General features: G+C 74.3%; 21 protein-coding genes. 13 read left to right on the plus strand and 8 right to left on the minus strand.

The window, feature by feature from the left end:
* Positions 1-137: 137 nt before the first annotated feature.
* From ACI797_RS04830 to ACI797_RS04840, 3 genes are read left to right on the plus strand one after another with little or no spacing between them, the layout of a single operon-like run.
* Positions 138-1,106: a hypothetical protein gene (locus tag ACI797_RS04830; protein WP_456857367.1), complete on the plus strand. Its 969-nt coding sequence runs from the start codon at positions 138-140 to the stop codon at positions 1,104-1,106.
* Positions 1,106-2,899 (plus strand): fumarate reductase/succinate dehydrogenase flavoprotein subunit, encoded by a 1,794-nt coding sequence (locus ACI797_RS04835; RefSeq protein WP_456857368.1) that lies wholly within the window; start codon positions 1,106-1,108, stop codon positions 2,897-2,899. The genes ACI797_RS04830 and ACI797_RS04835 overlap by 1 nt, the downstream gene beginning before the upstream one ends.
* Positions 2,896-3,651: a succinate dehydrogenase/fumarate reductase iron-sulfur subunit gene (locus ACI797_RS04840; RefSeq protein ID WP_456542721.1), complete on the plus strand. Its 756-nt coding sequence runs from the start codon at positions 2,896-2,898 to the stop codon at positions 3,649-3,651. The genes ACI797_RS04835 and ACI797_RS04840 overlap by 4 nt, the downstream gene beginning before the upstream one ends.
* A gap of 90 nt (positions 3,652-3,741) precedes the next feature.
* Here ACI797_RS04840 and ACI797_RS04845 read toward each other — a convergent pair whose 3' ends face one another.
* Genes ACI797_RS04845 through ACI797_RS04855 form a run of 3 tightly spaced genes read right to left on the minus strand, consistent with a single transcriptional unit; the run spans position 3,742 to position 5,379 of the window.
* Entirely contained in the window at positions 3,742-4,704 is a 963-nt protein-coding gene (locus ACI797_RS04845) for a patatin-like phospholipase family protein (RefSeq protein WP_456857369.1), read from the minus strand.
* Positions 4,701-4,919, minus strand: coding sequence for a hypothetical protein (locus tag ACI797_RS04850; protein ID WP_456857370.1), 219 nt, complete (start codon positions 4,917-4,919; stop codon positions 4,701-4,703). Before ACI797_RS04850 ends, ACI797_RS04845 begins: the two co-directional genes overlap by 4 nt.
* Before the next feature lie 10 nt (positions 4,920-4,929).
* The gene (locus ACI797_RS04855; protein ID WP_456857371.1) at positions 4,930-5,379 is read right to left on the minus strand and encodes a MarR family winged helix-turn-helix transcriptional regulator; all 450 of its coding nucleotides are present in this window, start codon (positions 5,377-5,379) and stop codon (positions 4,930-4,932) included.
* A gap of 108 nt (positions 5,380-5,487) precedes the next feature.
* Here ACI797_RS04855 and ACI797_RS04860 point away from each other — a divergent pair, with 108 nt between their 5' ends.
* Genes ACI797_RS04860 through ACI797_RS04875 form a run of 4 tightly spaced genes read left to right on the plus strand, consistent with a single transcriptional unit; the run spans position 5,488 to position 9,332 of the window.
* The gene (locus ACI797_RS04860; protein WP_456857372.1) at positions 5,488-6,414 is read left to right on the plus strand and encodes an SDR family NAD(P)-dependent oxidoreductase; all 927 of its coding nucleotides are present in this window, start codon (positions 5,488-5,490) and stop codon (positions 6,412-6,414) included.
* A gap of 53 nt (positions 6,415-6,467) precedes the next feature.
* Positions 6,468-7,352, plus strand: a complete 885-nt coding sequence (locus tag ACI797_RS04865; protein WP_456857373.1) for an amidohydrolase family protein — start codon at positions 6,468-6,470, stop codon at positions 7,350-7,352.
* The gene (locus ACI797_RS04870) at positions 7,345-8,877 is read left to right on the plus strand and encodes an acyl-CoA synthetase (RefSeq protein ID WP_456857374.1); all 1,533 of its coding nucleotides are present in this window, start codon (positions 7,345-7,347) and stop codon (positions 8,875-8,877) included. Before ACI797_RS04865 ends, ACI797_RS04870 begins: the two co-directional genes overlap by 8 nt.
* Positions 8,874-9,332 carry a MaoC family dehydratase gene (locus ACI797_RS04875; RefSeq protein WP_456857375.1) on the plus strand — a complete coding sequence of 153 codons (459 nt, stop codon included), beginning with the start codon at positions 8,874-8,876 and terminating at the stop codon, positions 9,330-9,332. The genes ACI797_RS04870 and ACI797_RS04875 overlap by 4 nt, the downstream gene beginning before the upstream one ends.
* Positions 9,333-9,449: 117 nt before the next feature.
* Here ACI797_RS04875 and ACI797_RS04880 read toward each other — a convergent pair whose 3' ends face one another.
* From ACI797_RS04880 to ACI797_RS04890, 3 genes are all read right to left on the minus strand, one after another.
* Positions 9,450-9,722, minus strand: a complete 273-nt coding sequence (locus tag ACI797_RS04880; protein WP_456857376.1) for a PaaX family transcriptional regulator C-terminal domain-containing protein — start codon at positions 9,720-9,722, stop codon at positions 9,450-9,452.
* A 77-nt stretch (positions 9,723-9,799) separates the two neighbouring features.
* On the minus strand, positions 9,800-10,528 hold the full coding sequence (locus ACI797_RS04885) for a glutamine amidotransferase (protein ID WP_456857377.1): 729 nt from the start codon (positions 10,526-10,528) through the stop codon (positions 9,800-9,802).
* 37 nt (positions 10,529-10,565) lie between these two features.
* On the minus strand, positions 10,566-11,558 hold the full coding sequence (locus tag ACI797_RS04890) for an NAD(P)-dependent alcohol dehydrogenase (RefSeq protein WP_456857378.1): 993 nt from the start codon (positions 11,556-11,558) through the stop codon (positions 10,566-10,568).
* Positions 11,559-11,623: 65 nt separating this feature from the next.
* Between ACI797_RS04890 and ACI797_RS04895 the strand changes: the two genes are divergently transcribed.
* Both ACI797_RS04895 and ACI797_RS04900 read left to right on the plus strand, forming a co-directional pair.
* Entirely contained in the window at positions 11,624-12,256 is a 633-nt protein-coding gene (locus ACI797_RS04895; protein ID WP_456857379.1) for a TetR/AcrR family transcriptional regulator, read from the plus strand.
* A 188-nt stretch (positions 12,257-12,444) separates the two neighbouring features.
* Complete coding sequence (locus tag ACI797_RS04900; RefSeq protein ID WP_456857380.1) at positions 12,445-12,633, plus strand: hypothetical protein; 189 nt, start codon at positions 12,445-12,447, stop codon at positions 12,631-12,633.
* A 79-nt stretch (positions 12,634-12,712) separates the two neighbouring features.
* Here the strand turns inward: ACI797_RS04900 and ACI797_RS04905 are convergent, their stop codons facing one another.
* Positions 12,713-13,210, minus strand: coding sequence for an ester cyclase (locus ACI797_RS04905; RefSeq protein ID WP_456857381.1), 498 nt, complete (start codon positions 13,208-13,210; stop codon positions 12,713-12,715).
* A 114-nt stretch (positions 13,211-13,324) separates the two neighbouring features.
* On the opposite strand from ACI797_RS04905, the gene ACI797_RS04910 reads away from it, so the two are divergent.
* Positions 13,325-15,070 carry a PHA/PHB synthase family protein gene (locus ACI797_RS04910; protein WP_456857382.1) on the plus strand — a complete coding sequence of 582 codons (1,746 nt, stop codon included), beginning with the start codon at positions 13,325-13,327 and terminating at the stop codon, positions 15,068-15,070.
* On the opposite strand, the gene ACI797_RS04915 is transcribed toward ACI797_RS04910, so the two are convergent.
* Positions 15,031-15,822: a maleylpyruvate isomerase family mycothiol-dependent enzyme gene (locus ACI797_RS04915; protein WP_456857383.1), complete on the minus strand. Its 792-nt coding sequence runs from the start codon at positions 15,820-15,822 to the stop codon at positions 15,031-15,033. The two genes, ACI797_RS04910 and ACI797_RS04915, sit on opposite strands and share 40 nt — an antisense overlap.
* Positions 15,823-16,015: 193 nt before the next feature.
* Here ACI797_RS04915 and ACI797_RS04920 point away from each other — a divergent pair, with 193 nt between their 5' ends.
* From ACI797_RS04920 to ACI797_RS04930, 3 genes are read left to right on the plus strand one after another with little or no spacing between them, the layout of a single operon-like run.
* Positions 16,016-16,642 (plus strand): hypothetical protein, encoded by a 627-nt coding sequence (locus ACI797_RS04920; RefSeq protein ID WP_456857384.1) that lies wholly within the window; start codon positions 16,016-16,018, stop codon positions 16,640-16,642.
* Positions 16,642-19,158 (plus strand): putative PEP-binding protein, encoded by a 2,517-nt coding sequence (locus ACI797_RS04925; protein ID WP_456857385.1) that lies wholly within the window; start codon positions 16,642-16,644, stop codon positions 19,156-19,158. Before ACI797_RS04920 ends, ACI797_RS04925 begins: the two co-directional genes overlap by 1 nt.
* Positions 19,155-20,243, plus strand: a complete 1,089-nt coding sequence (locus ACI797_RS04930; RefSeq protein ID WP_456857387.1) for an acyl-CoA dehydrogenase family protein — start codon at positions 19,155-19,157, stop codon at positions 20,241-20,243. The genes ACI797_RS04925 and ACI797_RS04930 overlap by 4 nt, the downstream gene beginning before the upstream one ends.
* The last annotated feature ends 17 nt before the right edge of the window (positions 20,244-20,260 follow it).

Here is a 20,260-nt window from a genome sequence, read left to right on the forward strand (position 1 = left end):
CTCTTTCCAGAACGGGCCGTTCGTGATCGACTGCGCCTCGTCGCACTGTGGTCGGCCTCACACCGGGGGGCAGCGATGGCGCTGGAGCAGGACGCGGATCCCGATCGGCCCGCGGTCGGCGACGACCGCCTCGCGCCATGACCACCACCGCGCCCCGGGGGACGAGACCGGACACCGAGGACGGCCGGCGCCGCCGGCTGGGTCCGTGGCTGGCGGCCGCGTCGGTCGCGGGGCTCGCCGGGCTGCTCGGCCGGCGCCGCCGGAACGGCGCCCCGCCCGCCCAGGCGCCGCTGCGCGTGCCCCGCCGCGGCACCGCCCGGCGCCCCATCTGGTCGGCGGCCACCGCCCGCGCCGCGATCACGGCGCGCACGCTGCGCACCGACCGCTGGTGGGTGCAGCCGGCGATCACCGTCGCCGTCCTGCTCGCCTTCGTCGTGTACGCGACGTTCCGGGCGTTCCAGAACGCGTACTACTTCGCCGAGCCCTACATCTCGCCGTTCTACTCGCCGTGCCTGTCGACCCGGTGCGAGGGCGACACGTTCCCGGAGTTCTTCACCGGGCCGACGTGGATCTCACCGGCGATCTACATCCTGATCTTCCCGCTGGGCATCCGGCTGACCTGCTACTACTACCGCAAGGCGTACTACCGGGCGTTCTGGCTCTCCCCGCCGGCGTGCGCGGTGGCCGAGCCGCACGGGAAGTACACGGGCGAGACGCGGTTCCCGCTGGTCTTCCAGAACGTGCACCGCTACTTCCTCTACGCGGCGCTGGTCATCAACGTGATCCTGTTCTACGACGCGGTCCTCGCCTTCCGCGACGAGACCGGCGAGTGGGGGCACATGGGCCTCGGCACGCTGGTGCTGCTGGTCAACGCGGTCCTGCTGTTCCTGTACTCGCTGTCCTGCCACTCCTGCCGGCACATCGTCGGCGGGCGGCTCAACCACTTCTCCCGGCACCCGGTGCGGTACCGGTTCTGGGGGTTCGTGTCGAAGCTCAACGCCCGGCACATGCAGTACGCCTGGGTGTCGATGTTCAGCGTCGCGCTCGCCGACCTCTACGTCTTCCTGCTGGCCGCCGACGTGATCTCGGACGTGAGGTTCTTCTGATGGAGCTCGAGGAGCACGCCTACGACGTCGTCGTGGTCGGCGCCGGCGGCGCCGGGCTGCGCGCGGCGATCGCGGCGCACGAGGCCGGCGCCCGGACGGCGGTGGTCTGCAAGTCGCTGCTGGGCAAGGCGCACACGGTCATGGCCGAGGGCGGCATCGCCGCGGCCATGGGCAACCTCTACCCCGAGGACAACTGGCGGGTGCACTTCCGCGACACCATGCGCGGCGGCAAGATGCTCAACCACTGGCGGATGGCCCAGCTGCACGCGCAGGAGGCGCCCGACCGGGTCCGCGAGCTCGAGGACTGGGGCGCGCTGTTCGACCGCACCGACGACGGGCTGATCAGCCAGCGCGACTTCGGCGGGCACCGCTACGCCCGTCTGGCGCACGTCGGTGACCGCACCGGTCTCGAGCTGATCCGCACCCTGCAGCAGCGCACGGTGGCGCTCGGCATCGACGTGTTCATGGAGTGCACCGTCACGTGGCTGCTGCAGGACACCGACGGGATCACCGGCGCGTTCGGGTACTGGCGCGAGTCCGGCCGGTTCGTCGCCTGGCAGGCGCCGTCGGTGGTGCTGGCGACCGGCGGCATCGGCAAGGCCTACAAGGTCACCTCGAACTCGTGGGAGTACACGGGCGACGGCCACTCGCTGGCGCTGCGGGCCGGCGCCGGGCTGGTCAACATGGAGTTCGTCCAGTTCCACCCGACCGGCATGGTCTGGCCGCCGTCGGTGCGCGGGATCCTGGTCACCGAGAGCGTCCGGGGCGACGGCGGCGTGCTGCGCAACTCGGCCGGCAACCGGTTCATGTTCGACTACATCCCGGACTTCTTCCGCAAGGAGACGGCGGAGACCGAGGAGGAGGCCGACCGCTGGTACACCGACAAGAAGAACAACCGGCGGCCCCCCGAGCTGCTGCCGCGTGACGAGGTCGCCCGGGCGATCAACAGCGAGGTCAAGGCCGGCCGCGGCTCGCCGCACGGCGGGGTGTTCCTCGACATCGCCTCCCGCCGGTCGGCCGACTACGTCCGCAAGCGGCTGCCGTCGATGTACCACCAGTTCAAGGAGCTGGCCGACGTCGACATCACCAAGGAGCCGATGGAGGTCGGGCCCACCTGCCACTACGTGATGGGCGGGGTGGAGGTCGACCCGGACACCGCGCAGTCGCGGGTGCCGGGGCTGTTCGCGGCCGGTGAGGTGGCCGGCGGGATGCACGGCTCTAACCGGCTGGGCGGCAACTCGCTGTCGGACCTGCTGGTGTTCGGCCGGCGGGCCGGGGTGGCGGCGGCCGAGCAGGCGCGGTCGCGGCAGGCGCGGGCCATCCCGGACGAGGCGCTGGCCGACGCCGCCCGGGCCGCGCTGGCGCCGTTCGAGCGGGAGGGCGGCGAGAACCCGTACGCCGTCCAGCACGACCTGCAGCAGACGATGCACGACCTGGTGGGCATCATCCGCACCGAGCCGGAGATGAAGGAGGCGCTCGAGCGGATCCGCTCGCTCGAGGAGCGCATCGCCCGGCTGTCGGTCGAGGGGCACCGGCAGTACAACCCCGGCTGGCACCTCGCGCTGGACCTGCCGCACATGCTCGTGGTCAGCGAGTGCATCGCCAAGGCGGCGCTGGAGCGGCAGGAGAGCCGCGGCGGGCACACCCGCGACGACTTCCCGGCCGCCGACGCCGAGTGGGCGAAGACCAACCTCGTCTGCACCCGCCCGCCCGGCGGCGGGGTCGTCGTGACCCGGCAGCCGCTCCCCCGGATGCCGTCCGACCTGAGCGAGATCTTCGAGGAGCAGCCATGAGCTACGACGCCCGCTTCCGGGTGTGGCGGGGGGACGCCGGCGGCGGCGAGCTGCGCGACTACACGGTGCAGGTCAACGAGGGCGAGGTCGTCCTCGACATCATCCACCGCCTGCAGGCCACCCAGGCCGGTGACCTCGCCGTCCGGTGGAACTGCAAGGCCGGCAAGTGCGGCTCGTGCAGCGCCGAGGTCAACGGCCGGCCGCGGCTGATGTGCCTGACCCGGATGAGCACCTTCGCCGAGGACGAGACGATCACCGTCACGCCGCTGCGCACGTTCCCCGTGATCCGCGACCTGGTCACCGACGTCTCCTACAACTACGCCAAGGCCGCCCAGGTGCCGGCGTTCTCCCCGCAGCCGCGCGACGCCGACGGCAACCACCGGATGGCGCAGGTCGACGTCGAGCGCTCGCAGGAGTTCCGCAAGTGCATCGAGTGCTGGCTCTGCCAGAACACCTGCCACGTCATCCGCGACCACGAGGAGAACAAGAAGGCCTTCTCCGGCCCGCGCTTCCTCATCCGGCTGGCCGAGCTGGACATGCACCCGCTGGACACCGAGGACCGCCGCGACGCCGCCCAGGAGGTGCACGGGCTCGGCTACTGCAACATCACCAAGTGCTGCACCGAGGTGTGCCCCGAGGGCATCCACCTCACCGACAACGGGATCATCCCGCTCAAGGAGCGCGTGGTGGACCGCAGGTTCGACCCGCTGACCTGGCTCGGCTCCAAGATCGGCCGCCGCCGCCCCGACTGAGGCGCGCGGCGGCCGCTCACCGGCGCCGCGTGGTCGCGCCCCCCGCGGTCTGCCGCGCGGGTGGCGACCACACCGCGCGGGTCGTCCTGATCAGCCGGCGGCGCGGCGCAGCAGCTCGTGGGCGTCCTCGGCGGCCGCCCGGGCGCCGGCGGCGAAGAAGGACTGCTGCAGCACCTCGTGCAGCCGCGCGCGGGACATCATGTCGTCGCCCATGGCCGCCTGCTCCGGCTGACCGGGGGTGAACACGACCGTCTGCACACCGGCCTTCTCCAGCGCGTGCACCTCGCGCCGCAGCAGGCGGGCCGAGTACCGCCGCGTGGCCGCGTAGAAGTCCGGGCGCAGCCCCGGCGGCCCGCTCATCGGCGACACCACGATCACCAGGTCGAGCCCGCAGTGCCGCAGCAGCGCCGCGTTGGTCGGCGAGTGCACTCCCCCGTCGACGTAGGCGTGCCCGGCGACGGTGACCGGCGCGAAGTAGCCGGGGACGGCGCACGAGGCGGCCACGGCCAGGTGCAGCGGCGCCGGGGGCGAGCCCGGCCGGCCGAAGACCACGCGCCGGCCGTCGCGCCGGCGCACCGCGGTGATCCACAGCGAGTCGGGCCACCCGCCGTCCTCGAGCTCCCGCAGCGCGGCCAGCTGCTCGGCGATGTCGTGCCGCCCGGGGGCCAGGAGGGCCAGCCCCGCGGCCATCGGGCGGAAGCGCCACGGCCGGGTCACCGCCCGGTGGACCATCTCCCAGCCGGGCAGCCGGGCCGGCCGCCGGATCACGTCGAGCGGCCGGAACGGCGCCAGCTCGGGGGGCTCGGTGCCGGCCAGCTGCTCGAGGACGTCGCCGTCCTTGGACAGCGGCGCCTTGACCGTCCAGGCGGCGAGGTCCTCCGGGGAGACGCCGAGGCGCAGCAGGGTGCCGGTGATCGAGCCGGCCGAGGTGCCGACGATCAGGTCCGCCCGCCGGGCGTCGAAGCCGAAGTCGTGCTGCAGGACGGCGAGGACGCCGGAGTGGTACGCCTGCCCGACCACGCCGCCCCCGCCGAGGACGAGGCCGACCTTCATCCCGACTGCTCGGCCGCGCGACGCTCGGCCCCCGTCTCCCCCGCGTACCCGACGTCCTGACCGGCGACCCGACCGACGAAGGTGCCGGACTCGCCGGTGCCCGTGGTCGTGCCGGAGTCCGGCTCGTCGCTCGGCCCGCCGCCCTCGGCGCGCGACAGCGCCTGCTCGTCGTCGCGGGCGACGTCGTCCTCGCCCGGTCGTGGATCGTGCTGCATGCCCAGGGGACTACCCCGCCCGGCGCGCGTCCTCACCGGTGTCCGTGCTCACGACCCGTTTCAGGAGGCCGCGCAGCGTCTCCTGCTCGGCGGGCGACAGGCCGCCCAGCTGCTCCTGCAGCCCGGCGGCCGCCCGCTGCTCCGCCCGGCGCCGCAGCCGCACGCCCTGCGCCGTGGCCGCGACCAGCCGCTGCCGGCGGTCGGTCGGCGACGGCCGGCGCTCGACCAGCTCGGCGGCGGCCAGCTCGTCGACCAGCGCCACCACCTGGCTGGGGTCGAGACCGAGCACCTCGGCGAGGTCGCGCTGGGAGATCCCGTCCGGCGCGTCGTCGGCCAGCACCAGCACGGAGTACTGGCGCACCCGCAGGCCGACGTCGGCCAGCGCGGCGTTGGTGGCCCGGACGGCGAGCCCGCTCGCCCGCGTCAGCAGGAAGCCGACGTCGTCGGTCAGCGCCGTCATATCGGTGAACTCCTCAATCGTTGACAACCTCCACGATATCGGCCTAGCGTCCGAGCTGGCAACGATGCCCGGTGCGGGCATCCCCCTGTGGTTCCCCGAGGAGCGCCCGTGGACCTGACCGGCAAGGTCGCCATCGTCACCGGCAGCGGACGGGGCCTCGGCCTCGCCTACGCCACCGAGCTCGCCCGTTCCGGCGCCGCGGTCGTCGTCAACGACGTCGACGAGTTGGTCGCCGAGGCGGCGGTGAAGTCGATCACCGACGCCGGCGGCACCGCCGTCGCCGAGGTCGTGCCGGTCGGCACCAGCGAGGCCGCGCAGGCCCTCGTCGACCGCGCCGTGACGGAATTCGGCCGGCTCGACGTCCTGGTCAACAACGCCGGCATCCTGCGCGACACCACGCTGTGGAAGATGACCGACGAGCAGTTCGACGCGGTCATCACCACCCACCTGCGCGGCACGTTCACCTGCACCCGCGCCGCCGCCATCCGCATGCGCGAGCAGGGCGAGGGGGGCCGGGTCATCTGCGTCGGCTCCCCCACCGGCCAGGTCGGCAACTTCGGCCAGACCAACTACGCCGCCGCCAAGGCCGGCATCGTCGGCATGGTCCGCACCTGGGCGATGGAGCTGGCCCGCGCCGGCATCACCGTCAACGCGATCGTGCCGGTGGCCGCCACCGCGATGACCGAGACCGTGCCCTTCCTCAAGCCCTACGTCGACGCGCTGCAGGCGGGTGAGCCGCTGCCGCCGTTCGCGCGCCAGCAGCTCGGGTTCGGCACGCCGGAGGACGCCGCCGGCCTGGTCGCCTTCCTCGCCTCCGACGCGGCCAAGGACGTCACCGGCCAGGCCGTGGGCATCGGCGGCGACCGGCTCGCGCTGTGGAGCCACCCGGCCGAGGTCGTCGTCGAGCTCGCCGACGGCACCGGCTGGTCGGCCGACGCGATCGCCGGCGTCTGGCCCGAGAGGTTCGCCGCCTCGCAGCAGACCGTCGGCCAGCAGGTGCCGGAGCCCCCGTCCGCGAAGGCGACGGGCGAGTGAGCATCGCAGGGAGCGCCAGCGACCGAGGAGCGGAGCGAGTCCGGAGCCGAGCCATGGACGCAGTGACGATCGACCTCGACAAGGTCGTCGCCATCGACGTGCACGTGCACGTCGAGCAGGACGCGCACGGCCATCTGTCCCTGGACGACGAGCTGCTGGCCGCCGCCTCCAAGTACTTCAAGGGCGACCCGTACCACCCGACCGTGCCGCAGATCGCCGAGGACTACCGCGCGCAGAACATGGCCGCGGTGGTCTTCACCGTCGACAGCGAGCTGGCCATCGGGCACCCGACGCTGTCCAACGAGGAGATCGCCGAGGCCGCCGCGCAGCACCCCGACGTGCTCATCCCCTTCGGGTCCGTCGACCCGGCCCGCGGCGCCTCAGGCGTGCGCGCGGCCCGGCGGCTGGTCGAGGAGCACGGCGTCCGCGGGTTCAAGTTCCACCCGTCGATCCAGGCGTTCGAGCCCAACGACCGGCGGCACTACCCGCTGTACGAGGAGCTGCAGTCGCTGGGCGTCCCGGCGCTGTTCCACACGGGCCAGACCGGCATCGGCTCGGGCCTGCCCGGCGGGCGCGGCATCAAGCTGCGCTACTCCGACCCGATGCTGCTGGACGACGTCGCCGCCGACTTCCCCGGCCTGACGATCATCATGGCCCACCCGTCGGTGCCGTGGCAGGACAGCGCGATCGCCGTGGCCCAGCACAAGGCCAACGTCTACATCGACCTCTCGGGCTGGTCGCCGAAGTACTTCCCGCCGCAGCTGGTCCGCGCCGCGAACACGATGCTCAGGACCAAGGTGCTGTTCGGCAGCGACTACCCGCTGCTGCGGCCCGAGCGGTGGATCAAGGACTTCGAGGGGCTCGAGATCCGCGACGAGGTCAAGCCGCTGATCATGAAGGAGAACGCCATCCGGGCCCTCGGACTGCGCGGTGCGTAACGCCGGACTGGGCTCCTGGCCGGAGCGGCGGCTGCGGATCTCGCCGGAACGGGACGCCGTCTGGTTCGAGGGGCGGACGACGTCGCACGCCGGGTTCGCCGAGCGGGTCCGGCGCACCGCCGGCGCGCTGGCCGGCCTGGGCGTGCGCCGGGGTGACCGCGTCGGGTGGACCGGCGGCAACCACCCGTCGGCGCTGGAGACGCTGTACGCCTGCGGTCAGCTCGGCGCGATCTGGGTGCCGGTCAACGCCCGGCTCACCGCGCCCGAGGCCCGCTACGTGCTCGAGCACTCCGGCGCGTCGGTCGTCGTCCACGGTCGCGACCACGGGCGGCTGGCCGACGCGCTGCGCGACGTCGTCCCCACCTGGGTCGCGGCCGAGCCGCCGGCCGAGGGCGGGACGGCGTCGCTGCACTACGAGGAGCTGCTCGCCGCGGCCGACCCGGAGCCGCGCGACGAGCAGGTCTCGCTCGACGACCCCTGCCTGGTCATGTACACGTCGGGCACCACCGGCCGGCCCAAGGGCGCGGTGCTCACCCACGGCAACATGACCTGGAACGCCACGAACCAGCTGCTCGGCTTCGACTTCACGCAGACCGAGCGCACCCTGGCGCTGGCGCCGCTGTTCCACATCGGCGGGCTCAACGGCACGGTCAACCCGACGCTGCTGCGCGGCGGCTGCGCGGTGGTCGTGCGCCGGTTCGACCCGTCCGAGACGCTGCGGGTCATCGAGGAGCAGCGGGTCAACTCGTTCTTCGCCGTCCCCACGATGCTCGACGCGATGGCGCGGCTGCCGGAGTTCCGCACCCGCGACCTCTCGCAGCTGCGCACCATCGGCGCCGCCGGCGCCCCGCTCCCGCTGCCCACGCTGCGCACCTGGCTCGACCGCGGGGTGACCATGCAGCAGGCGTACGGGATGACCGAGGCCGCGCCGGGCTGCACGGTGCTCGACTCGGCCGACGCCGTGCGCAAGGTCGGCTCGGCCGGCAAGCCGGTGTTCTTCACCGACGTCCGGGTGGTCCGGCCCGACGGCACGGACGTCGACGTCGACGAGGTCGGCGAGGTGGTCGTGCAGGGCCCGAACGTCATGGCGGGCTACTGGGAGGACCCCGAGCGGACCGCCGAGGTGCTCGTCGACGGCTGGTACCGCACCGGCGACGCCGGCTCGTTCGACGACGAGGGCTTCCTCTACATCCGCGACCGGTACAAGGACATGATCATCTCGGGCGGGGAGAACATCTACCCGGCCGAGGTCGAGTCCGCGCTGCTCGAGCTGCCCGGCGTCGTCGAGGCGGCGGTGATCGGCGTCCCCGACGAGAAGTGGGGCGAGGTCGGCCTCGCCGTCCTCGTCGTCGGTCCCGACGTCGACCGCGACCCCGAGGCGGTCCGGGCGGCGCTGCGCGAGCGGCTGGCCGGCTTCAAGGTGCCCCGGCTGGTCGAGTTCGCCGACGAGCTGCCCAAGACCGCCACCGGCAAGATCCGCAAACCCGACCTGCGCTCGCAGTACCTGGAGGAGACCCCCGCATGACGACGACCACGACCACCCTCGCCGAGCTGCCCTCGTACCAGGGGCGGGAGGTCGGCACCAGCGACTGGTTCGAGGTGACCCAGGAGTCGGTGAACCTCTTCGCCGATGCCACCAGCGACCACCAGTGGATCCACGTCGACGTCGAGCGCGCCAACCGCGAGAGCCCGTTCGGCGGGCCGATCGCGCACGGCTACCTGACCCTGTCGCTGCTCATCCCGATGTGGTCGCAGGTGCTCACCGTGACCGACACGACGATGGCCGTGAACTACGGCCTCAACAAGGTGCGCTTCCCCGCGCCCGTGCCGGTCGGCTCGAAGGTCCGGCTGACCGCCACCCTCACCGACGTCGAGGAGATCAAGGGCGGCTACCAGCTCACCGTCGCCGCCGTGATCGAGCGCGAGGGCGGCGACAAGCCGGTCTGCATCGCCGAGCCGGTCTTCCGCGTCCTCGGCTGAACCACGCCCGCACCCGGTCGGCGATGTGCGTCCGTGGCGGCTTCCGGGCGCGGAACCCGCCATGAACGCACACTGCTCCGCCGGCCCGGCAGCCGGACCTTCACCGCCGGCCGCCGGCTAGACCGTCGGCGCGCCGCTCTCCGCGCCCTCGGTGGCCGGGATGGTGTCGAGGACCTCGGCCGCCGCGGCGCGGGCCCGGACCTCGACCTGGGCGTGCAGCCGGTGGAGCAGCTCCTGGGCGCGCTCGGCCGGCCACGGCTGGGGCAGCAGCTCGACCGGCAGCTGCGGCTCCTGGCGCAGTGCCAGCCGCCACTCCTCCTGCAGCGCCAGCTGGCGGCCGAGCGGATCGCTGTGGGTCCGGTCGGCGATCCCGCCGTCCCAGCGACTCACCCACACCCTGCACCTCGAGGTCGAGGTCGCCGCACCGCTCGAGGTCGGCTGACGGTTCGGCGCCTCCCCGGCCTTCGTCAGGCGTAGCGGGCGACGAAGTTCTTCAGCAGGCGGCCGGGCTCGGTGACCACGCCGAGCGAGAGGCGGTCGACGAGCTGCTCGAGCTCGTCGGGCGGGAAGTAGCCGTAGTGCTGGTAGACCCGCGCCCGCCTGCAGATGCCGGGGGCGTCGAGCTCGGGGTGGAACTGGGTGGCGTACACGTTCGCGCCGACCCGGAACAGCTGCACCGGGCAGGCGGCCGACGTGGCCAGCAGCACCGCCGACGGCGGCAGCACCGAGCACGCCTCCTTGTGCCCGACGAAGGCGTCGAAGCGCTCCGGCACCCCGGCGAGCAGCGGGTCGGCCTGGCCCTCGGCGGTCAGCTCGATCGAGACGCAGGACAGCGGCTCGGAGTACGTGCGGTCGACCACGCCGCCCTGGTGCGCGCCGATCGTCCCGACGCCGTAGCAGGCGCCGAGGAACGGGAAGTCGCGGGCGACGACCTCGTCGAGCAGCCCCTGCAGCTCCGCCTCCACCCGCCGCTGCACCGCCGACTTCCGCTCGGCCGGGTCGGTGGTGTTGAACGGGCTGCCGCCCAGCATGATCCCGGCGTAGTCGTCGAGGTCGAGGTCGGGCAGGGGCGCGGCCTCCAGGCGGACCCGGTGCAGCTGCTCGGGCGGCAGGCCGGAGAACCGCAGGAAGGCGGCGTACTCGTCATCCGCGGCCTCGTCCTCGGCGCGCGTCGCGAGCAGCAGGAACGGACGCACGCCGCGCATGGTAGGCCGGTCGCGGACGGCAGCGGGCTCACCCGATCGTGACGACGACCTTGCCCGCGACCTTCCCGTCCAGCAGCCGGCGGACCGCGGCCGCCGTCTCCGCCAGCGGGTAGCTGCGGTCGATCGCGGGCCGGACGGCGCCCGACTCGACCAGCTCGCGCAGGGCGTCGAGGTCGGCGGCGTTCTCCGAGGCGACGAACGTGCCCATCCGCTGGCCCACGAACGGGCTCAGCGCCGTCGCCCGCAGCTGCCGGCGGACGCCGAGCCACCGGCCGGCGTCCTCCCCGCCCACGACGACCAGCCGGCCCCGCGGGGTGAGCAGCCGGCGCAGCTCGGCCAGCGGGCGGTTGCCACCGGTGTCCAGGACGACGTCGTAGCCCTCGCCCAACCCCTCGCGGGTGTGGTCGACGACGTGCGCCGCGCCGAGCGAGCGCACCAGGTCGAGCTTCGCCGTCCGCGCCGTCCCGGTCACCTCCGCACCGGCGGCCGCGGCGATCTGGACGGCGAAGCTGCCCACCCCGCCCGACGCACCGACGACGAGGACCCGCTCCCCCGCCTGCACGCGGCCGTGGTCGCGCACCGCCTGCAGCGCGGTCGCGCCCGACACGGGGACGGCGGCGGCCTCGGCGGACGAGAGGCCCGCCGGCCTGCGGGCCAGCCGCCCCGGCCGGGCCAGCGCGTACTCGGCGAAGGTCGCCGTACCGGTGCCCCAGACCTCGTCACCCGGCGTGAACCCCGAGACCCCCGACCCGACGGCGACGACCGTGCCGGCCAGGTTCCGGCCGGGGTTGGCGTGCTTCGGCCGGCGCACCCCGAACCCGGCCAGCCGGATCGCGTAGGGCTCGCCGGCCATCACGTGCCAGGTGCCGCGGTCGACGCTCGAGGCGTGCACCCGCACCAGCACCTCGCCGTCCCCGGGCGACGGGACGGCGACCTCGCCGAGCCCCAGCACCGCGTCCGGGTCCGCTCCGTACCGGCTCTGCACCACCGCGGTCATCGTCGTGCCCAGCATGGCGGTCATCGCGCTCTCCCGTCGTCGAGTGACTTACGGCGTAAGTCTGATACTTACGTCGTAAGGTTGTCAACGTGCCCCTGACCCGAGATGCCGTGCTGCGCACCGCCGTCGCCCTCGCCGACGAGAGCGGGCTGGAGTCGCTGTCCATGCGCAGGCTCGGACAGGCGCTCGGGGTGGAGGCGATGTCGCTGTACCACCACGTGCGCAACAAGGAGGACCTGCTCGACGGCATGGTCGACGTGGTGTTCGGCGAGGTGGAGCTGCCCACCGGCGTCGACTGGCGGACGGCGGTGCGGCAGCGGGCGTTCTCCGTCCGCGCGGCGCTGACCCGGCACCGGTGGGCCAACGGGCTCATGGAGTCGCGGATCCGCCCGGGCGCGGCCACGCTGCGCGCGCACGACGCCGTCCTGGGCGTGCTGCGCGGCGCCGGCTTCTCCGTCGCCCTTGCCGGGCACGCCTACTCGGCGATCGACAGCTACGTCTACGGCTTCTGCCTGCAGGAGCGGCAGCTGCCCTTCGACACCCCGGAGCAGACCGCCGAGCTGGCGCAGGTGATGCTCGCCCGGTTCCCGGTCGACGAGTTCCCGCACCTGCACGAGTTCACCGTCGAGCACGTCATGCAGCCCGGCTACGACTACGCCGAGGAGTTCGCCTTCGGCCTCGATCTGGTCCTCGACGGCCTGGAGCGGCTCGCCGGCGCCTAGGTTTCTCACCCTCCGGACGGGCCGCGGATCCGGTGCGCGGGCGAGCCGGAACAAGCCGTTCTCCGACGCAGCGTTTCCGACGGGCCCCCCGGGCTAAGGACGCCCGGTCCGAGGGGTCCTGGTTGGAAAAGCACGGCCGGGTCCCCTCCCGTCTCCGCGCTCGGCGCGCGGGATCGGGAGCTGAAGCGATGGAACCGAGCGAGCGGGTCACCTGGGAGGACTGCCCGAACTGCCGGCGGCCGGCGGCCGTCGGCTGGCTCGGGAGGCGGCCCGTCGAGTGCGACTGCCCAGGCGGCTGCCACCTGAGCGCGGTGGAGCTGGCCGTCTTCGCCGCCCGGCACTCCGGGCCGCCGGTCGACCGGCTGACGCGCTCGTAGCGCACTCGAACGCACGGGTGCGGCTTCCCGCGCCCCGGACACCGCACCGGTGCGCACGAGGGCGTCGACGCCGACCGGCTCAGTGGTGGTGCAGGCCCTCGCTCTCGGCGTGCTCCCACGGCTTGTAGTCGGCCGGCACCCCGTTCGACTGGTGCCCGCCGGGGAGCCAGACGGCGTCGACGGCCGCGAGCGCGCCCAGCTCGTTGGCGACCGTCCAGACCTCCCGGATCCGGCCGCGGTCGACGGTGAGGACGTCGATGGTGCGCAGCTCCACGACGCCACCGGTGGGCGGCACCGGCCCGACCGAGGTCTGCAGCGTGCCCACCTGCCGGCCCCGCAGCCGGAACACCACGGTCACCTGCCGGCCCCCGTCGACCACCGACAGCACCCGGATCGTCGGCCACTCCAGCGCCGCCTGCAGCCCTCGCGCCCGCGCCAGCAGCTCGAGCGTCCCCACGGGCTCGCCGTTGACGGAGACCGGGTCGAAGTAGAGCTCGCGGAACGCGGCCTCGGCGGCGTCGTCGTCGGGGATCGGCACGGTCCACAGGCGCAGCAGCCGGTCGACGTCGAAGGGCATCGCCCCATGGTGGTCGGGCCCCGTGCCGCACACCAGGCCTCTCCCCGTGCCACCCGGCCGTGCACCCCCTAGGGTCGGGGCAGAAGTGATGCAGCTCACAGCGAGGGAGCCGGCATGACGACCACCGAGCAGCGGCAGTCGGACCAGGTCCCGCAGAGCGAGGCGGAGGCGCTGGCCTCCGTGGAAGGGGCCGAACCCGTCGGCCTCCCCTCCCCGCGCGGCCTCGCCCGCGGCCTGCTCGCCGCCCTCGCCCAGCCCCGGCCGCTCGCCCGGGAGACCGTCCGCCTCGGCCGGGACACGGTGCGCATCCTCCGCGGCACCGACGACTTCGCGCCCGCGCCCAAGGACCGGCGCTTCGCCGACCCGGCCTGGACGGCGAACCCGGCGTACCGGCGGCTGCTCCAGGAGTACCTGGCCGTCACCGGGTCGCTCGGCCGCCTGGTCGACGAGTTCGAGACGGGCGGTGCCGACTGGCGCGAGGTGGAGCAGGTCCGGTTCGTGGTCAACGCGCTGACCAGCGCGATGGCCCCGACCAACACGCTCCTGGGCAACCCCGCCGCCCTCAAGCGCGCGTTCGACACCGGCGGCGCCAGCCTGCGCCGCGGCTTGGGCAACGTGCTCACCGACCTGCGCCACAACGGCGGCCTGCCGTCCCAGGTGGACCGTTCCGCGTTCACCGTCGGCACCGACCTGGCGCTCACCCCGGGCGCCGTGGTGCACCGCAGCCCGGTCGCCGAGGTGATCCAGTACAGCCCGTCGACGCCCGACGTCCGGCAGCGCCCGCTGCTGATCGTGCCGCCGCCGATCGGCCGCTTCTACTTCCTCGACCTGCGCCCGGGTCGCAGCTTCGTCGAGTACGCGGTCAGCCGCGGGCTGCAGGTGTTCCTGGTCAGCTGGCGCAACCCGTCGAAGGAACAGGCCGACTGGGACCTCGACACCTACGCCGGCGAGGTCCTCGAGGCGGTCGACGTCGCCCGCGAGGTGACCGGCTCACCCGACGTCAACACGCTCGGCTTCTGCGCCGGCGGCATCCTCGCGACGACGGCGCTCAACCACCTCGCCGCGGCCGGGGACGAGCGCGTGCACAGCGCCGGCTACGCCGTCACCCTGCACGACTTCCACAGCCGCGCCCCGATCGGCGCCTTCTCCGCCCCCCGGCTGCTCGACGTCGCCCGGCGCAACTCGCGGCGGGCCGGGGTGATCACCGCCCGCCAGATGGGCGCGGTCTTCACCTGGATGCGCCCCGACGACCTGGTCTTCAACTACCTGGTCAACCAGTGGCTGCTGGGCGAGGACCCGCCGGCGTTCGACATCCTCGCCTGGAACGCCGACGGCACGAACCTGCCCGCCCGGCTGCACGAGCAGTTCCTCGAGATCTTCAAGGACAACGGGCTGGTCCGCTCCGGCGCGCTCAAGGTGCTCGGGACGCCGGTGCACCTGAGCCGGATCACCGTGCCGACGTTCGTCACCGGCGCGGTGACCGACCACCTCACCCCGTGGGACGGCTGCTACCGGACGACGCAGCTGCTCTCCGGGCCGAGCACCTTCGTGCTCAGCAACGCCGGCCACATCCAGAGCCTGGTCAACCCGCCCGGCAACCCCAAGGCCAGCTACTGGACCGGCGGACCGCCCGGATCGAGCCCGCACGCCTGGCTCGACACGGCCGAGCGGCACACCGGGAGCTGGTGGGAGGCGTGGGCGGAGTGGGTGCTGGCCCGCTCCGGCGAGGAGGTCCCGGCGCCGGCCGAGCTCGGCTCGGCCGCCCACCCGGCCCTCGAGGACGCGCCGGGCTCCTACGTCCGCGACCGGGTGCCGGACGGTCAGACGACGTCGACCCGGTCCAGCACCCGCTCGGCGTAGGCCCGGTCGCCCTCGAGCTGCACCGACTCCCGCCACGGGGTCCGCGTCGTCCCCCACAGCACGAAGTCGGTGGCGGACGACGTCGCCGTCGCGACCGGGTCGCGCAGCCCCTCCTGGACCGTCAGCGGGTCGCCCGGGACGAGGGTCCACTCCCCTCCCCCGGGTCCGGTCAGCCGCAGCCCCAGCGGCCGGTCGAGCACCTGCGAGACCGGCCGGCACATCTGCGGCAGGCCGGTGAGCATCCACCCGATGCCCGGGCCGAGGAGGTCGTCGGTGGGCTCGGGGCGCGGCCGCTCGACCGGACCGCCCGGCGCCAGCAGGTCGACGGTGAAGTGGCACCACAGGTCGAAGGCGAACGCGTCGGCCAGCGCGTGCATCGGGTAGGTGCCCAGGTCGGTCAGCGTGAGCGGCGCCGAGGCCACGGGCTCGTCCTGCACCGCCTTCAGGGCGCCGAGCGCGGGCCCGACGAAGTCGCGGAACTCGGCGGCCACCTGCTCAGCGGACCACCCCCGCCGCTGCTGGACGAGCAGCTCCTGCAGCTCCTCCGCGGTCTCCACCTGCGGCGCCGGGGCCGCCGGGTCGGGCGGCTCGGCCAGCACCTTGAAGTTCGACCCGGTGTGCGCGACGAGGTCCTGCACCGACCAGCCGGCGCAGCGGCTCGGTCGCGCCCACTCCTCCGGCGTCAGGCTCGCCACGACCTCCGCGTAGCGGCCCGAGATCTCCTCCACGGCACGCAGTCCAGCGACGGTCACGGCAACCTCCGGCGTCCGGCATGTTTCTTGGTGGCGTGACCATAAAGTCGGCCACGTCGCCGGGCAAGGGCGGGCCGGTGGTTTCTTGACCTCGTCTCCTCTAACTGTGACTATGTCGTGTGTCACACGCCGCCGGACGACCGCTGTCCACCGACGCGCGGCGGCTCCCCCGAGAACGACAGGAACCGCAGGCATGACCGACGCCCCCGCCCCCCGTTCCCTCGACGAGACGACGCGCGAGGCGCTGGTCGCGCTGGTGGTGCAGGGGATGCACCGCGGGGCGCTCTCGTCCGCCCAGCAGCAGCTCGTGGACCTGGGGCTGGCCATGGCCAAGGGGCCGCTCATCATGCCGACCGCCGACGGCATCACCGCCGCGCAGCAGGCCACGCGGCTCCCCGCCGGCGGTGACGAGGAGCGCGCGCTGCGGCCCCTGTTCGAGAAGTTCCTGCCGGTCAACCACGAGCTGCGCGAGGTCTGCTCGGCCTGGCAGCTCAAGCCCGACGGCTCGGCCAACGACCACGCCGACGCGGCGTACGACGCCAGCGTCCGCGACCGCCTCGACGACGTCGACGACGCGATCGGGCGGATCCTGCGGCGGATGTCCGACGTCCAGCCGCGGCTCGGCCACTACCGCGCGGACCTGACCGCGGCGCTCGAGAAGCTCGACGACGGCGACCCCGGCGCGCTGACCTCGCCGCTGTCGCACTCGTACCACACCGTGTGGATGCACCTGCACCAGGAGCTGCTGCTGCTCCTCGGCATCAGCCGCGCGGAGGACGAGCGGCTGGAGGCGGAGCTCGTCCGCGGTCAGAAGGTCTGATGCCGACCCCGCCCGTGCGCGTCGCGAACCTCGTCCCCTACGGGCAGGGCCGGGTCCGGGGCCTCGGCCCCGAGGAGCTCGGCGTCCACGGCGACCAGATGGACCGGCTGGTCGCGCTCGGCCTGCCCACCGTCACCGGGGTGACCGTGCCGGTCAGCCGGTCGCGGGAGCTCACCGACGTCGCCGTCGCCCGCGAGGCGGTCGACCTCGTCGAGGAGCTCACCGGCCGCGTCGTCGGGTCCACCGACCGCCCGCTGCTGCTCCGCCTGGTGCCGAGCACCCCGGTGCCGGCGACCGGCCTCCCCCCGGACGTGCCGGCGCTGGGGGTGAACCGGGGCAACGCCGACGCGATCGCCGACCTCATCGGCCGCGAGCAGCAGCTGCACGAGGTCTGGACCGGCGTGCTCACGCTGATCGCCGTCGACGCCCTCGACGTCGACCCGGACGACGTCGACGACGCGCTCGCCTCCGCCGAGGGCACCGCCGGCGTCCTCGCCCTGCTCGAGCTGATCGAGAAGGAGGGCACCGCGCCGTTCCCCGACGACCCGGCCGAGCAGCTCGCCCTGGCCGCGCGGGCGCTGCTCAAGCGGTGGGACTCACCCCGGGGCCGGCGGGCCCGGCGGGCGCAGAAGCTGCCCGACCAGCTCGGGCTGGCGCTGCACGTGCAGGCGCTGCACGTCGGGCCGTGGGAGCGGTCGGGGCACGGCACCGCGAGCAGCCGCGACCCCGAGACCGGCGCGCTGCAGCCGCACGGCACCTTCCACCGCGGGGTGAGCCGCAAGGTGGCCGCCGGTGCCGGGGAGCCGCTGTCGGCGCTGCCCGAGGGCACCGACCTGCTCCGGCACACCCTCGCCACGCTCGAGCACCACTTCCGCGCGGTCGCCTCGGTCACCTTCGAGCTGCGCGACGGCAAGCTGGCGCTGCTGTCCGCCGCCGCGCTCGACCACCCCAGCCCGCGCGCCGGACTGCGGCTCGCCGTCGACCTCGCCAACGCCGGCACGATCGAGCGGTCGGCCGCGGTGCGCTCGGTGCGCCCGCCGGTGGTGCAGGAGCTGCTGCACGCCCAGCTGCGCCTGACCGGGACGGAGCAGCAGCTGGCCGAGGGCCTCGCCGCCTCCCCCGGGGCCGCGTCGGGCCTGGTCGCCCTCAGCGCGCAGCGGGCCCTGGAGCTGGCCGCCGGCGGGGTGCCCGCCGTCCTGGTGTCGACCGAGACGACCCCCGGCGACGTGCCCGCCCTCGTCGCGTCGGCGGCGGTGGTGACCACCGCGGGCGGGCTGGCCTCGCACGCGGCCGTGGTCGCCCGCGGCGCCGGCAAGCCGGCCGTCTGCGGCGTGACCGAGCTGTCCATCGACCGGGTGCAGGGCACGGTGAGCGCCCGCGGGCACACGGTCCGGGAGGGCGACCGGGTCACCGTCGACGGGCGCAGCGGCACGGTCTACCTCGGCGCCATCGACATCCGCCCCGCCGAGCCGCCGGCCGAGCTCGACTGCCTGCTCGGCTGGGCCGACACCGAGCGGCAGCTGGGGGTGCGCACCAACGCCGACACCGCCCGCGAGACCGAGGTGGCGATGCGGCTGGGCGCCGAGGGCATCGGGCTGTGCCGCACCGAGCACCAGTTCCTCGGCGAGCGGCTGCCCGTCGTCCGCAGCTTCCTGCTCGCCGAGGACGACGACGCGCACCGCCAGGCGCTGCGGGCCCTGACCGACGCCCAGCGCGAGGACTTCACGGCCCTGCTGCGGGCGGTCGGCGACCGCCCGGTCACGGTGCGGCTGCTCGACGCACCGCTGCACGAGTTCCTGCCGCACGACGAGGAGTACGACGACCCCGCGCACGCCCGCCGGGCGGTGGAGCTGCGCGAGGTCAACCCGATGCTCGGGCTGCGCGGGGTGCGGCTGGCGCTGCTCAACGAGGAGCTCTACACCGCGCAGGCGGAGGCGCTGTTCTCCGCCTGGGTCGCCGTCACCGGCGAGGGGATCACGCCGTCGCTCGAGGTGATGGTGCCGCTGGTGTCGATCCCGCAGGAGCTGGAGCTGGCCATCGGCCAGGTGCACCGGGCCGCCGACCGGGTGGAGCGGCAGACCGGCGTCCGGGTGCCCTACCTGGTCGGCAGCATGGTGGAGACGCCACGGGCGGCGCTGATGGCCGACCAGCTCGCCGTCCACGCCGACTTCCTCTCCTTCGGCACCAACGACCTCACCCAGATGACCTTCGGGTTCTCCCGGGACGACGTCGAGAGCCGGCTGCTGGCGCACTACATCGGCGAGGGCCTGCTCTCGGCCAGCCCGTTCGCCGAGTTCGACCCGGACGGCGTGGGCGCGCTGGTGGCCATCGCCGTCGAGAAGGCCCGATCGGTGAAGCCCGGCATCAAGCTCGGGATCTGCGGCGAGCACGGCGGGGACGCCGTCTCGATCCTGCGGCTGGCCCCGCTCGGCCTGGACTACGTCTCCTGCTCGCCGCAGCGCGTGCCGATCGCCCGGCTCGCCGCGGCGCACGCGGCCGGGAAGGACGACGCATGACGGTGCTGGACGCCGAGCGCGAGTCGGACCTGCAGGACCTGCGGGCCGCCGTCCGGGAGGTGTGCCGCGACGCAGGCGGGCCGGAGGCGGTGCGCCGGCTCGACCCCGGCGGACCGGGCTTCGACGCCGGGCTGTGGGACGTCGTCGGGCGGGACATCGGCCTGGCCGGGCTCGGGCTGCCCGAGCGCGTGGACGGCGCCGGCGGCCTGGCCGAGGTCGCCGCGGTCTGCGAGGAGCTCGGCCGCGCGCTGCTGCCCGTGCCGTTCCTGACCTCCACGGTGCTGGCCGGGCAGGTGCTGGCCGCGGCGGGAGCGGACGACGTCCTCGCGCGGGTGGCCGCCGGTGCGGTGGCCGCCCTCGGCGTGACCGGCCCGGACGGCGTGTGGGACCCGGCCGCGGTGGAGCTCACCGCCGACGCCGGCACCGTCGACGGCGTCCTGCCCGCGGTGCCGGGGGCCGCGGGCGCCGAGCTGCACGTCGTGGCCGCGCGCGCCGCCGACGGCGTCGACCTGTTCGCCGTCGAGGCCGGTCCGGGGGTGGCCGCGGTGGCGCTCGACAGCCTCGACCTGGCGCGGCCCTCCGCCGTCGTCACATTCACCGACGCCCCGGCGACCCGGCTGACCACCGGCGGCTCGGCCGGCGCCGTCGTCCCGGCGGCCCTGGACGTCGCCGCGGTCGCGCTCGCCGCCGAGCAGCTCGGCGGCGCCGAGGCCTGCCTGGAGGCGACCGTCGGCTACGTCAAGGAGCGCCGCCAGTTCGGCCGGCCGATCGGCAGCTTCCAGGCGGTCAAGCACGCCTGCGCCGATCTCCTGGTGCTGGTCGAGACCTGCCGCTCGGCCGTGACCCGCGCGCTCGACGCCGAGGGTTCGCCCGTGGCGCTGGCCGAGGCCGCGGCGGTGGCGCAGGCGTGGTGCTCGGACGCCTTCCGCGCGGTCACCGCCGAGACGGTGCAGCTGCACGGGGGCATCGGCTTCACCTGGGAGCACGACGCCCACCTGTACTTCCGGCGGGCCCGCGCCGACGCCGTCCTGCTCGGCGGCGCGGCCCACCACCGCGAGCGCCTGGCCCAGCTGCTGGCCTGGTAGCACCCGCAGCCGCGGCG

The sequence above is a fragment of the Geodermatophilus sp. SYSU D00691 genome (genome assembly GCF_054050275.1).

Excerpts from the sequence above, each read along its gene's own strand:
- ACI797_RS04830 (WP_456857367.1), top strand. The coding sequence starts at position 138 with ATGACCACCACCGCGCCCCGGGGGACGAGACCGGACACCGAGGACGGC.
- ACI797_RS04835 (WP_456857368.1), top strand. The coding sequence starts at position 1,106 with ATGGAGCTCGAGGAGCACGCCTACGACGTCGTCGTGGTCGGCGCCGGC.
- ACI797_RS04840 (WP_456542721.1), top strand. The coding sequence starts at position 2,896 with ATGAGCTACGACGCCCGCTTCCGGGTGTGGCGGGGGGACGCCGGCGGC.
- ACI797_RS04845 (WP_456857369.1), bottom strand. The coding sequence starts at position 4,704 with ATGAAGGTCGGCCTCGTCCTCGGCGGGGGCGGCGTGGTCGGGCAGGCG.
- ACI797_RS04850 (WP_456857370.1), bottom strand. The coding sequence starts at position 4,919 with ATGCAGCACGATCCACGACCGGGCGAGGACGACGTCGCCCGCGACGAC.
- ACI797_RS04855 (WP_456857371.1), bottom strand. The coding sequence starts at position 5,379 with ATGACGGCGCTGACCGACGACGTCGGCTTCCTGCTGACGCGGGCGAGC.
- ACI797_RS04865 (WP_456857373.1), top strand. The coding sequence starts at position 6,468 with ATGGACGCAGTGACGATCGACCTCGACAAGGTCGTCGCCATCGACGTG.
- ACI797_RS04875 (WP_456857375.1), top strand. The coding sequence starts at position 8,874 with ATGACGACGACCACGACCACCCTCGCCGAGCTGCCCTCGTACCAGGGG.
- ACI797_RS04890 (WP_456857378.1), bottom strand. The coding sequence starts at position 11,558 with ATGACCGCCATGCTGGGCACGACGATGACCGCGGTGGTGCAGAGCCGG.
- ACI797_RS04900 (WP_456857380.1), top strand. The coding sequence starts at position 12,445 with ATGGAACCGAGCGAGCGGGTCACCTGGGAGGACTGCCCGAACTGCCGG.
- ACI797_RS04905 (WP_456857381.1), bottom strand. The coding sequence starts at position 13,210 with ATGCCCTTCGACGTCGACCGGCTGCTGCGCCTGTGGACCGTGCCGATC.
- ACI797_RS04910 (WP_456857382.1), top strand. The coding sequence starts at position 13,325 with ATGACGACCACCGAGCAGCGGCAGTCGGACCAGGTCCCGCAGAGCGAG.
- ACI797_RS04920 (WP_456857384.1), top strand. The coding sequence starts at position 16,016 with ATGACCGACGCCCCCGCCCCCCGTTCCCTCGACGAGACGACGCGCGAG.
- ACI797_RS04925 (WP_456857385.1), top strand. The coding sequence starts at position 16,642 with ATGCCGACCCCGCCCGTGCGCGTCGCGAACCTCGTCCCCTACGGGCAG.
- ACI797_RS04930 (WP_456857387.1), top strand. The coding sequence starts at position 19,155 with ATGACGGTGCTGGACGCCGAGCGCGAGTCGGACCTGCAGGACCTGCGG.